The following is a 10,969-nucleotide window of genomic DNA, read 5'->3' as shown; positions in this document are numbered from 1 at the left end:
GGCATCGAGCTGCCCAACACCCGCCGCGAGACCGTCTTCCTGCGCGAATTGCTGGCCAGCCAGGATTTCGAGGCGACCAAGCACAAGCTCGCGCTCTGCCTCGGCAAGACCATCGGCGGCGAGCCGGTCATCGCGGATCTGGCGCGCATGCCGCATCTGCTCGTGGCGGGCACCACCGGCTCGGGCAAGTCGGTCGCCATCAACACCATGATCCTGTCGATCCTCTACCGGCTGAAGCCGGAAGAGTGCCGCCTGATCATGGTCGATCCCAAGATGCTGGAACTCTCCGTCTATGACGGCATCCCGCATCTGCTCACCCCGGTCGTCACCGATCCCAAGAAGGCGGTCGTCGCCCTCAAATGGGCGGTGCGCGAGATGGAGGAGCGCTACAAGAAGATGTCGAAGCTCTCGGTGCGCAACATCGACGGCTTCAACGCCAGGGTCGGCGAGGCCAAGGCGGCGGGAGAGGTCATCACCCGCACGGTCCAGACCGGCTTCGACAAGCACTCGGGCGAGGCGATCTACGAGGAGGAGGTCATGGACCTCGAGCCTCTGCCCTATATCGTCGTCATCGTCGACGAGATGGCCGATCTGATGATGGTCGCCGGTAAGGAGATCGAGGGCACGATCCAGCGTCTGGCCCAGATGGCGCGCGCGGCGGGCATCCATGTCGTGCTGGCGACGCAGCGTCCCTCGGTCGACGTCATCACCGGCACGATCAAGGCGAACTTCCCGACCCGGATCTCCTTCCAGGTCACCTCGAAGATCGATAGCCGCACCATCCTCGGCGAGATGGGTGCCGAGCAGCTGCTCGGCCAGGGCGACATGCTCTACATGGCCGGCGGCGGGCGTATCACCCGCGTCCACGGCCCCTTCGTCTCGGACAACGAGGTCGAGAAGGTCGTCGCCCATCTCAAGACGCAAGGCCGGCCGCAATACCTCGACGCCGTCACCTCCGAGGAGGAGGAAGGCGCGGAGGACGAGGACGGCGCCGTCTTCGACAAGACAGGTATGGGTTCGACCGACTCGGACGACCCCTACGAGCAGGCGGTCGCGGTCGTGCTGCGCGACAAGAAGGCCTCGACCTCCTACATCCAGCGCCGCCTCCAGATCGGCTACAACCGCGCCGCCTCCATCATGGAGCGCATGGAGAACGAGGGCATCGTCGGACCCGCAAATCACGCAGGGAAACGCGAGATCCTCGGGGAAGGTCCGCGTCAGCGCGACGACGAGGACTGAGTGGCGGCAGTCGTTCAATCCAGCAGGATTGACCTGATCTCCTGCCAGCTCGCCGCATCGGGCGCACAGAGCAGTCCCGCCGGGCGCTCGGCGGGCGAATAGAGCCGGCCGTCGAGCAGGCGCGCATGGCCGCCCGCCTCGCTGTAGAGCAGCACGCCCGGCGCATGGTCCCAGGGATGGAGGACGCCGTAGAGCAGGAATTGAAGGCGCCCCGCCGCTGCCAGCCGATATTCCTGCCCGCAGCAGCGCAGCGAGCCGACTTCGAGGAAGGCGGGGAAGCGGCCGGGAAGCGTGCTGCGCAGCGGCTCCGGGAAATATTGCCAGCTCGCCATGCCGTTCATCTGCCGCGTCGCGACGGCGGGAGCGACGCGCAGGCCGCGGCTCGTGCCATCCGCAGAGCTCATCCATGCGCCTTCGCCACGCAGGGCCATGGCGCTGTCATCGGCCGTCGGATCATGGATCACGGCGGCGGCGATCTCGCCCCTGACGATGACGGCGGCCATTACGGCGAAGAGGGAGAGGTCGCTGGCATAGTTCAGCGTGCCGTCGATCGGGTCGATGACGAAGGCGATCTCGGCTTCGGAAAGCTTCGAGAGGAGGGAAGGGTCTTGCGTCACCGCCTCCTCGCCGATCAGCGCCGCGCCTGGAAAGGCCTTGGCCAGGTCGGCGCAGATGAAGCGCTCGGCCGCCTCGTCGGCCTCGGTGACGACATCGACCGGGTTCTGCTTGGCGCGGATATCGCCGGCCGCCAAACGGCGGAAACGCGGCATCACCTCGCGGCGTGCCGCCTCGCGCAGGATGGCGTCGAGCCGCTCATGGTCCTGCCTGGTGAAGATCATCCCAGGTCGAACTCGACGAGGACCGGCTGGTGGTCCGAGGCCCGCGTCTCGATGTCGTAGACGATCGAGCGGGCCTGCGCGGCGAGATCCGGCGTGGCCAGCACATAGTCGAGGCAGCCGGGTGGGCCGTAGGTCTGGTCGCAGATGAAGGCGGAGGGCGGAGGCGGCTCTGTGCCTTTCAACACCGGCCAGAGATCGACCAGCGGCGGAACATCGCCCTCGAACGGGGCCAGCAATTGCGCCATGCCGGCATCGTCCGGCCGCATGTTGAAGTCGCCGGTCAGGATCGCGCTTGCGGCATTCGGGGTCGGCGCATAGGTGTGCGGGCCGGGTTGGCGCGGCGTCGTCTGCCGCGCGGCGGCCATGCGGTGGATCTGCCGGATGCCTTCGACCTGGGCAGCACGCAGGGCAGGCGAGGAATACTCCAGATGCGTCGTCATCACCCGGATCGGGCCGAAGGGCGTCTCGACCATCGCCTCGACCAGCACCCGCGGCATGTTGCGCGTCGCCGCCGCCTCCCAGGGCAGGACATGGCGCAGCGCCTGCGCCACCGGCAATCGCGACAGGATGAGGTTGCCGAAGCGTTTGCGGCCGCCGGCGCCATCGGGAACATCGACGCCGATCGCCTCAATCGCGGTGAAGCCGGGTAGCAGCTCGCTGAACAGGGCGAACTGGTCGGTGCGGTCGTTGCCGTCGAGGTCAGGGAAGTTGGCGGCGACCTCCTGCAGGCAGAGCACGTCGAAATTCGCCATCTGCCGGGCGTGGTCGATGATCCGGCGCGGATCGACCTTCTCGTCGACGCCGCGGGCCCACTGGATGTTCCAGGTGATCAGCTTCATCGGGTTGGCCTCGATCCTACTTGATGCCGGCGCGCATGAAGCTCTGCACGAACTGGCGCTGGAACAGCAGGAAACCGACGAGCAGCGGTGCCGAGGTCATCAGCGTCGCCGCGCAGATCACGGCCCAGTCGATGCCCTGATCGGCCGACGAGAAGACCTGGAGGCCCACCGTCAGCGGCCGCGACTCCACCGAATTGGTGACGAGCAGCGGCCAGAGGAAATTGTTCCAGTGATAGCTGACCGAGACGAGGCCATAAGCGATATAGGTCGGCTTTGCGAGCGGGACATAGACCTTCATCAGCACCTGCAGCGGGCTCGCCCCCTCGACACGGGCGGCGTCGTCGAGCTCCTTCGGCACGGTCTTGAAGGTCTGCCGCAGCAGGAAGATGCCGAAGGCCGAGGCGATATAGGGCAGGGCGATCGCTGGGATCGTGTCGATCAGGTTGACCTTGGCGAGCGTGCGGTAGTTTTCGACGATCAAGGCGTCCGGCATGATCATCAGCTGCGCCAGGATCAGCACGAAGGCGATGTCGCGGCCCCAGAAATCCTGCCGGGCCAGCGCATAGGCCGCCAGCGTCCCCAGGATCAGCTGGAAGGCGAGGATCATGGTGACGAGGATGAAGGTGTTGAGGAAGTAGCGGGCGAAGGGCGCCGCCGCCCAGGCGCGGGTGAAGTTGTCGAGCGTCAGCGGTGCTGTCAGCACGAAGCGCGTGGTGTATTCGGCCGGATGGAACGCGGCCCAGACGGCATAGGCCAGCGGCAGCACCCAGAGCAGCGCAAGCAGGATCGCCCCGGTCGATTCCAGCGTCAGCGAAAGGCCCTTCGGCGCGTAAGGATCGGTGCGCGTCGCGGCCGGGGCGGGTTGCGTCGGGGCACTCATTGGTAATGCGTCCTGCGTTCGAGCCAGCCGTACTGGACGAAGGCGACGAGGGCGAGCAGCGCCAGGAGCACACAGGTCAGCGTCGCCGCATAGGCCGTGTCCCAGAAGCCGAAGCCGACCTGGTAGATGTAGAACAGCAGCAGCGTCGTGGCGTTGTCGGGGCCGCCGCGCGTCATGACGAAAACGTGGTCGACCATGCGAAAGGCGTTGATCACGGCATTGATCAGCACGAACAAAGTCGTCGGCATCAGCAGCGGGAACTGGATGCGCCGGAAGAAGGTCCAGCGCGAGGCGCCCTCGATCGCCGCCGCCTCGCCGAGGCTGGGCGGGATCGCCTGCAGCGCCGCGAGGTAGAAGATCATGAAGAAGCCGGCTTCCTTCCAGATCGCGACGATGGTGATCGCGTAGAGCGCGGTGTCCTGCGAGCCGAGCCAGTTGGTCGAACGCGCGCCGAACAGGCCGGTGATCTGCTCCAGCAGGCCGTATTGCGGCGTGTAGAAGAACAGCCAGATATTGGCGACCGCGATCATCGGCAGGATCGTCGGCGTGAAGAAGGCCATGCGGACCAGCGTGCGCCCCGCGATCCTGTCGTTGACCCAGACCGCCATCAGCAGGGCCAGCGCGATCGAGGTCGGGATCGTGCCGAGCGCGAACCAGAGATTGTTGCTCAGCGCCTTCCAGAAGATCGGGTCGGCGAGCATCTGCTGGTAGTTATCGAGCCCGATGAAGCGCGCCGGGCGGCGCGCCTTCGGGGTCGAGTAGAAGCTTTCGATGAAGCTCGCGACCGCGGGCCAATGCGTGAACAGGGCCAGGCAAGCCATGGCCGGCAGCAGGAGCAGCCAGCCATGGATCGTCGCGGTCGCGCGGTTCGTCATCGGTTCAGCTCCCCGTCATTGCGAGCGAAGCGAAGCAATCCAGGGGGACGTGGCGCTCTGCCGCCCCTGGATTGCTTCGGAGCTCACGCTCCGCGCAATGACGGTTTGACCTCATCAGGAAGGCTCAGCGATAGGGCTTCAGGATGCGTTCGGCCTCGGCCTGCGCATCCTCCATCGCCTTCTGCGGCGCCTTGGTGCCGGTCAGTGCTGCCTGCAGCCCGTCGTTCAGGGCCTTGGTGACGCGCTGGTTCTCATGGGTCGAGAGCTCGGCCACCGCGCTGGAGAGCTGGTCGCGCGCGACGATCGCCTGCGGGAAGTCGGCGACGTATTTCTTCATCGCGTCGGTCTCGTATGCGGCCGGCGTCACCCCGACATAGCCGGTGTCGATGCTCCACTGGGCGGCGCGCTCGGGCGTGGTGATCCAGCGCACGAACTTGAAGGCGGCTTCCTGCTCTGGCTTGGTCGCCTTCTTCGAGAGATAGAAATTGCCGCCGCCGGTGGGGCTGCCCGGCTTCTTGCCGGCGGGCAGCACCGCGACGCCGAAGGGAAACTTGGCGTTGGCGCGGACATTGGTCAGGTTGCCGGTGGTGGTCCACATCATCGCGACCTTCTTCTCGAAGAAGTCGCGCGGCGTGGTGCCCCATTCGACGATGCCGGGCGGATGCACCTTGTGCTTCTGCGCGAGGTCGACCCAGTACTGCAGCGCCTCGACCACGCCGGGATTGGCATAGTCGGTCTTGTCGCCCGCGCTGTTGGCAAGGATCGCGCCGGCCTGCGTCGTCAGCCCCTGGAACAGCCAGTAGGGGAAGCCGGAGGAGGGGATCTGGATGCCCCATTGGGTGACGTTGCCCGAAGCGTCGCGCTTCGTCAGCTTCTGCGCGAACTCGACCTGTTCCGCCCAGGTCTTCGGCGGCTTCTCCGGATCGAGTCCGGCCTCCTTGAACAGGTCCTTGTTCCAGTAGAGCACGACCGTCGAGCGCTGGAAGGGGATGCCCCAGGTCTTGCCGCCGGTCTGGCTGTTCTCCATGAAGCCGGGATAGAAGCCGGCGAGCCACTTCTTGTCCTCTTCGGTCTTGATGAAGTCGTCGAAAGGAACGATGGCCTCTTCGTCGATCAGCGTGAACATGTCGGTCGAGAGCAGGACCGAAAGCACCGGCGGCGTGCCGCTCTTATGCGCGGTCAGCGCCTTGACGATGGTCTCCTGATAGGTGCCGGCATAGATCGGCTTCAGCTTGACCGAAGGGTTGTCCTTCTCGAAGCCGGCGGCATAGGCGTCGATCAGCTTGGTGATCGGTCCGCCGACGGCGACTGGATAGAAGAACGAGAGCTCGGTGGTGCTCTGCGCCCGGGCGATGCCGGGAAGAGCGGTCGCGCCCGAAAGGGCGGCGGTGCCGCCAAGAAATTCACGCCTGTCCATGATGTCCTCTCTCCCTTGTTGGGATGGTCCGAACGCCCGACGCTCCGGCCGGTTCAGTTGCGAACCACCTTCCGTTCCGACGCCTGGTCGAACCAGTGCAGCGCCGATTGTGACAACGTGATGTAGATCTGTTCGCCGGCTGTGGCCCGCACTTTCCCGGGCCGCTTGACGATGAAGGAATGGCCGTCGATGCGGGTTTCAAGCAGCGTGTCTGAGCCGAGATACTCGACTGCGACGACATCGGCGGCGACGCCGCTGCCGGTGATCTCGACCATCTCCGGGCGGATGCCGACGGCGAGGCTGGCGGGATCGAGATCGGATGGAGCCGTGATTGCTCCGCCCTTCGCCTGCACGGTCGCAAGCGGCAGCACGTTCATCGGCGGCGTGCCGACGAAGCGGGCCGCGAAGATCGTCGCGGGGTTCTCATAGAGCACGTCCGGCGGGGCATCCTGCTCGATCCGGCCGTTGCGCATCAGCACGACCTGATCGGCCATGGTCATGGCCTCGACCTGATCATGCGTGACATAGACCATGGTCATGCCGAGCCGCTGCTGCAATTCGCGGATCTCGCGGCGCATCTCGACGCGCAACTGGGCGTCGAGATTGGAGAGCGGCTCGTCCATCAGGCAGACCGGCGCCTCGGCGACGATGGCGCGGCCGAGCGCGACGCGCTGCTGCTGGCCGCCCGAGAGTTGCGAGGGCTTGCGTTCGAGCAGGGCGGAGAGGCCGAGGATCGAGGCGGCACGCGCGAGGCGCGCGTCGCGCTCGGCCCGCGAGACCTTGCGGACCTTGAGCCCGAACATGATGTTCTCTGCCACGCTCAGATGCGGGAACAGCGCGTAGTTCTGGAAGACCATGGCGATGCCGCGCTGCGAGGGCGAGGCATGGGTGACATTCCGCCCGCCGATCTCGATCGTGCCGCTGCTGGTCTCCTCCAGCCCGGCGATCAGCCGGAGCGTCGTCGACTTGCCGCAGCCGGAGGGGCCGAGCAGCGCGACGAGCTTGCCGCCTTCGACGGTGAAGCTGATCGCATCGACGGCGGCGGCGCCGCCCCAGCTCTTCGAAACCGTCTTCAGCGCTACAGAAACCATTCCGGACCCGGTCAGCAAGCTCATGGTGAGCCGGCGTAGCGGTAGCGCTGCCGGCGGCCTTTCCGGGACCATGACGCGAAAAATCTTCCGCGCACAAGAGCACCTCATGGCGGGTATCTCGTGGTTTGAACACCTGATTTCGGGGAATGAAGGCTTCTTTGACGTTTTTCCGACGGGAGCCGACTATGCGCTGCGACCGAGGCGCTCGGCCGTGATCAGCGCCGTCACACCGGTCATGAGCCGCAGGTCCATCACGCCGCCGATAATCAGGATCACCATCGGGGCGGCGCAGGAACGGCAGCACTCGCAGCCGAGGCGCAAGCCGTGCCGCCATGCCGTGCCCGGCGGGAGTCGCTCGCTTCGCTGCTTGCCGCACTGTTCCGACGTGTCTCCCAGCCATCGGCTCAGCTGAAACGCGCCGGCCGCCAGCACGACGCCGTTGCCTGCCGCCGGCAGGCCCCGTGCCAGCGCCGGAAACTGCGTTGCAGCCGAGGCCAGCATGGCTCCGAGGGCGAAGACGGCAATGCCGGCGAGAGCCCAGACGGCATAGTAGCCCATGCCGGCCAGCATCGTCATGAGATAGGGGTGCGGCGTTCCGGAGGTTCTGAGAGCTTCGTTAAAGCGCCACAGGGCGGGAGTCAGCGGTGGCTGCATCATGGCGACCATCATGACCAGCCACATCAGCAGGAACGAAACCGTCGTGGCGGACCATGATTGCCCGCACATCGGCAGCCAGGCGCCCGACATCGTCCAGCCGCCCGCCATCGGCACCTCGCCCATCCCGGCCATCGCCGAGCAGAGAGCGAGCGTCGCCGCGACCGCGGCAGTGAAAAGCACGGCGCTGACGCCGAAGAAGGCCGGCTTGAGGAGGCGCACAGTGCCGCTGCGCGCCTCCTCCCCGCGGTTTCCGCTCGGGACGACCGTCATGGCGCGGTCCGCACGGCCTCGTAGCGATCGTTGTGGCGCCACCAGGGGCCATTCGCCTCGTTGCGTCCCTTAGGCGCGCGGTCGAGCCAGGCATACATGCCCCAGACGCCGTCGACGCCGCGCGAATAGCTGGAATAGGTATGGTAGATCGCGCCGTCCTCGCGGATGAAGGCGCTCATGCCCGGCCTGTCGCGGTGATAGATCGGGGCCGAGACTCCCGCCATCGCGGCGAAAGCGCGCTCAATCTCGTTGCCGCCATCCCGCCATTCGAATTTCGGCTGGTGTCGATAATTGTAGTCGACCCCCTTCGTCCGTTCCTGCTCCTCGGTGAAGGAGACGTTGAAGTCGAAGTTGAAGTCGCTGTTGCCGGAGGAGGCCCAGGGGAAGCGCCAGCCCATCCGCTCACGGAAGGCGAGGAGCTTGGCGAGGGGCGCGCGCGACACGGCCCAGAGCATGACGTCGTGGTTGGCGAGATGCGTCACCGAGCCGTTGAAGCCGTCCGCGATCGCCGAACAGGACGGGCAGCCGGCCTCGTAGTCCGGCCCGAACATGAAATGATAGACGATGAGCTGGGAACGGCCCTTGAACAGTTCCGCCAGCGAGGCCTCGCCTTGTTCGGTATCGAAGCGATAATCCTTCTCGATCCGGACCCAGGGCAATGCCTGGCGCCGCTGCGCCAGCTCATCGCCGCGCCGGGTATGTTCCTTCTCGGCTTCGAGCAGCGCGAGCCGCGCCTCGAGCCATTCCTCGCGCGTTCCGACGGTGTGTGACGTCATCGTCCTTGCTCCTGTCGCAGGGTGTCTTCGCGCCGCCGCTCGCTTCTCGATGCGGCGTCGCGATCAGTGCTATTGCGGAAGTCCCGGACGGTGGGAGTGACAAGTTTGGCGGGATTCGAATGGACTCGCTGATCACGGCTGCGGCGCGGGCGCTCGGCGCGGGTGATCCGCTCGGCGCGCTGGACCGGGTGGCGCTGCGCGGCGACCCACCGGCCCTGGCCCTGCGCGGCATCGCCATGGCGCAGCTCGGCGACCTCGCCCGGGCCCGACAATTGTTGCGGCGTGCCTCGCAGGGCTTCGGGGCGCGGGAGGCGGTCGCGCGGGCACGTTGCGTGGTTGCCGAAGCCGAGATCGCGCTGGCTGCGCGCGAGCTCAACTGGCCGGCGGCGCGGCTGCGCGCGGCCGCCGCGGTGCTGGAGGACCATGGCGACCGGGTGAACGCCGCCCATGCGCGCCATGTCGAAGCGCGCCGCCTCCTGCTGCTCGGCCGCCTCGATGCGGCGGAGGAGGCGCTGGGAGCTTCCGGGCCGGCGGCGGCGCTGCCGCCGGCGTTGCAGGCCGTCCGGGGCCTGGCCGAGGCCGGAATCGCCTTGCGTCGGCTGCAGGCCAAGGCCGCGCGCGAAGCGCTCGCTGCCGCTGCCAATGCCGCACGGCGGGCCGGCATCCCGGCCCTGATCGCCGAGATCGGCACCGCCCACCTTCTGCTCGATGCTCCGGCCGGACGGCTGATCACAGGAGGAACCGCACGCGCCCTGTCGATCGAGGAGGTCGAGGCGCTGCAAGCGACGCAGGCGCTGGTGGTCGATGCCTGCCGCCATCTGGTGCGCGGCGGCGAGCGATCGATCTCGCTGGCGACGCGCCCGGTGCTCTTCGCGCTGGCCCGGGCGCTCGGGGAGGCTTGGCCGGAGGATGTGCCGCGCGGCGCGCTCATCGCACGGGCCTTCGGCTCCCGCCTGACTGATGAATCGCACCGGGCGCGCCTGCGAGTCGAGATCGGCCGGTTGCGCGCGGAGCTGCAGCCGGTCGCGCGCGTGAATGCGACACGGGAAGGGTTCCTGCTGGTACCGCGCCCGGCGCGCGAGGTGCTCGTCCTGGCGCGGCCGGAGGAAGAGGGGCATGCCGCGGTTCTGGCGCTTCTCGCTGATGGCGAGCCCTGGTCGAGCTCCGCGCTGGCGCTGGCGCTCGGGACGAGCCAGCGCGGCGTGCAGCGGGCGCTCGAGGCGCTGGCCGCGGCCGGCAAGATCCAGGCTTATGGCCAGGGGCGGGCCCGCCGCTGGACGACGCCGCCGATGCCCGGACTCGCGACGGGCTTGTTACTCACGGGCCCTTGGGCAACCGGCTAGGCTGGTTTCATCCGATATCTCATGGAGCGAGAGCAATGACGAGATCAGATGCAGACGTTGCCCGTGAATACGGCCCGTTTCCCGGTGTCGAGAAGATCCATGGCGTCAGTTTCGACGGCCGGCATGTCTGGTTCGCCTCCGGCGACAGGCTGAACGAGCTCGATCCGGCGGGCGGCGAGGTGTTGCGGAGCATCGCAGTGCCCGCCCATGCCGGGACGGCCTTCGACGGCAAGCACCTCTATCAGATCGCAGAGGACCGGATCCAGAAGCTCGACCCGGAGACGGGCACCGTGCTGGCGACGATCCCGGCGCCGGGCGGCGGCGGCGATTCCGGCCTGACCTGGGCCGAGGGCTCGCTCTGGGTCGGCCAGTACCGCGATCGGAAGATCCATCAGATCGACCCGCAGACCGGCCGGACGCTACGCACCATCGAGTCGAACCGCTTCGTTACCGGCGTGACCTGGGTCGACGGCGAGCTCTGGCACGGCACCTGGGAAGGCGAGGAGAGCGAGCTGCGTCGGGTCGACCCGGTCTCCGGCGAGGTGCGCGAGAGCCTGCTCATGCCGGCCGGAACGGGCTTGTCCGGGCTCGAATCGGATGGTGGTGAGCTCTTCTTCTGCGGCAGCGGCGACAAGAGCACGATCCGCGCCGTGAGGCGGCCGCCGCGCGCCTGAATCCGGAGCCGGCTGATTTGACACGGAACCACCGCTGTCATTCCAGGGCTTCGCGCAGCGAAGAGCCCG

The 10,969-nt window shown here is 67.2% G+C and carries 11 protein-coding genes; 3 read left to right on the top strand and 8 right to left on the bottom strand.

Going from position 1 to position 10,969, the window contains the following annotated elements; all coding sequences use genetic code 11:
* Positions 1 to 1,239: DNA translocase FtsK (locus B5Y19_RS23605; RefSeq protein WP_280174405.1), on the top strand; the 1,239-nt coding region annotated here is incomplete at its 5' end.
* A 14-nt stretch (positions 1,240 to 1,253) separates the two neighbouring features.
* On the opposite strand, the gene B5Y19_RS23600 is transcribed toward B5Y19_RS23605, so the two are convergent.
* The 8 genes from B5Y19_RS23600 to B5Y19_RS23565 all read right to left on the bottom strand — a co-directional run bounded on the left by B5Y19_RS23600 (position 1,254) and on the right by B5Y19_RS23565 (position 8,883).
* A complete protein-coding gene (locus B5Y19_RS23600; RefSeq protein WP_055730000.1) occupies positions 1,254 to 2,078 on the bottom strand; it encodes an inositol monophosphatase family protein in 825 nt (274 codons plus the stop codon).
* Positions 2,075 to 2,917, bottom strand: coding sequence for an endonuclease/exonuclease/phosphatase family protein (locus tag B5Y19_RS23595; RefSeq protein ID WP_055729999.1), 843 nt, complete (start codon positions 2,915 to 2,917; stop codon positions 2,075 to 2,077). The genes B5Y19_RS23600 and B5Y19_RS23595 overlap by 4 nt, the downstream gene beginning before the upstream one ends.
* A gap of 16 nt (positions 2,918 to 2,933) precedes the next feature.
* Positions 2,934 to 3,797, bottom strand: coding sequence for a carbohydrate ABC transporter permease (locus B5Y19_RS23590; protein ID WP_055729998.1), 864 nt, complete (start codon positions 3,795 to 3,797; stop codon positions 2,934 to 2,936).
* A complete protein-coding gene (locus tag B5Y19_RS23585) occupies positions 3,794 to 4,672 on the bottom strand; it encodes a carbohydrate ABC transporter permease (protein WP_055729997.1) in 879 nt (292 codons plus the stop codon). Before B5Y19_RS23585 ends, B5Y19_RS23590 begins: the two co-directional genes overlap by 4 nt.
* 124 nt (positions 4,673 to 4,796) lie before the next feature.
* Positions 4,797 to 6,089: an ABC transporter substrate-binding protein gene (locus B5Y19_RS23580; RefSeq protein ID WP_055729996.1), complete on the bottom strand. Its 1,293-nt coding sequence runs from the start codon at positions 6,087 to 6,089 to the stop codon at positions 4,797 to 4,799.
* A 53-nt stretch (positions 6,090 to 6,142) separates the two neighbouring features.
* Positions 6,143 to 7,180, bottom strand: a complete 1,038-nt coding sequence (locus B5Y19_RS23575; RefSeq protein ID WP_055729995.1) for an ABC transporter ATP-binding protein — start codon at positions 7,178 to 7,180, stop codon at positions 6,143 to 6,145.
* Between the two features lie 183 nt (positions 7,181 to 7,363).
* A complete protein-coding gene (locus tag B5Y19_RS23570; RefSeq protein WP_055729994.1) occupies positions 7,364 to 8,107 on the bottom strand; it encodes a DUF2182 domain-containing protein in 744 nt (247 codons plus the stop codon).
* Complete coding sequence (locus B5Y19_RS23565) at positions 8,104 to 8,883, bottom strand: DUF899 domain-containing protein (RefSeq protein ID WP_055729993.1); 780 nt, start codon at positions 8,881 to 8,883, stop codon at positions 8,104 to 8,106. Before B5Y19_RS23565 ends, B5Y19_RS23570 begins: the two co-directional genes overlap by 4 nt.
* Before the next feature lie 119 nt (positions 8,884 to 9,002).
* On the opposite strand from B5Y19_RS23565, the gene B5Y19_RS23560 reads away from it, so the two are divergent.
* Both B5Y19_RS23560 and B5Y19_RS23555 read left to right on the top strand, forming a co-directional pair.
* On the top strand, positions 9,003 to 10,226 hold the full coding sequence (locus B5Y19_RS23560; protein WP_079592203.1) for a helix-turn-helix domain-containing protein: 1,224 nt from the start codon (positions 9,003 to 9,005) through the stop codon (positions 10,224 to 10,226).
* A 35-nt stretch (positions 10,227 to 10,261) separates the two neighbouring features.
* On the top strand, positions 10,262 to 10,900 hold the full coding sequence (locus B5Y19_RS23555) for a Vgb family protein (RefSeq protein ID WP_055727555.1): 639 nt from the start codon (positions 10,262 to 10,264) through the stop codon (positions 10,898 to 10,900).
* Positions 10,901 to 10,969: the final 69 nt, after the last annotated feature.

The organism is Allobosea thiooxidans (assembly GCF_900168195.1).
Lineage (GTDB): Bacteria > Pseudomonadota > Alphaproteobacteria > Rhizobiales > Beijerinckiaceae > Allobosea > Allobosea thiooxidans.
Note: the sequence above shows the minus strand (reverse complement) of the source record. Positions and strands in the feature narration are given on the sequence as shown.

Excerpts from the sequence above, each read along its gene's own strand:
- B5Y19_RS23600 (WP_055730000.1), bottom strand. The coding sequence starts at position 2,078 with ATGATCTTCACCAGGCAGGACCATGAGCGGCTCGACGCCATCCTGCGC.
- B5Y19_RS23595 (WP_055729999.1), bottom strand. The coding sequence starts at position 2,917 with ATGAAGCTGATCACCTGGAACATCCAGTGGGCCCGCGGCGTCGACGAG.
- B5Y19_RS23590 (WP_055729998.1), bottom strand. The coding sequence starts at position 3,797 with ATGAGTGCCCCGACGCAACCCGCCCCGGCCGCGACGCGCACCGATCCT.
- B5Y19_RS23585 (WP_055729997.1), bottom strand. The coding sequence starts at position 4,672 with ATGACGAACCGCGCGACCGCGACGATCCATGGCTGGCTGCTCCTGCTG.
- B5Y19_RS23580 (WP_055729996.1), bottom strand. The coding sequence starts at position 6,089 with ATGGACAGGCGTGAATTTCTTGGCGGCACCGCCGCCCTTTCGGGCGCG.
- B5Y19_RS23575 (WP_055729995.1), bottom strand. The coding sequence starts at position 7,180 with ATGGTTTCTGTAGCGCTGAAGACGGTTTCGAAGAGCTGGGGCGGCGCC.
- B5Y19_RS23570 (WP_055729994.1), bottom strand. The coding sequence starts at position 8,107 with ATGACGGTCGTCCCGAGCGGAAACCGCGGGGAGGAGGCGCGCAGCGGC.
- B5Y19_RS23565 (WP_055729993.1), bottom strand. The coding sequence starts at position 8,883 with ATGACGTCACACACCGTCGGAACGCGCGAGGAATGGCTCGAGGCGCGG.
- B5Y19_RS23560 (WP_079592203.1), top strand. The coding sequence starts at position 9,003 with ATGGACTCGCTGATCACGGCTGCGGCGCGGGCGCTCGGCGCGGGTGAT.
- B5Y19_RS23555 (WP_055727555.1), top strand. The coding sequence starts at position 10,262 with ATGACGAGATCAGATGCAGACGTTGCCCGTGAATACGGCCCGTTTCCC.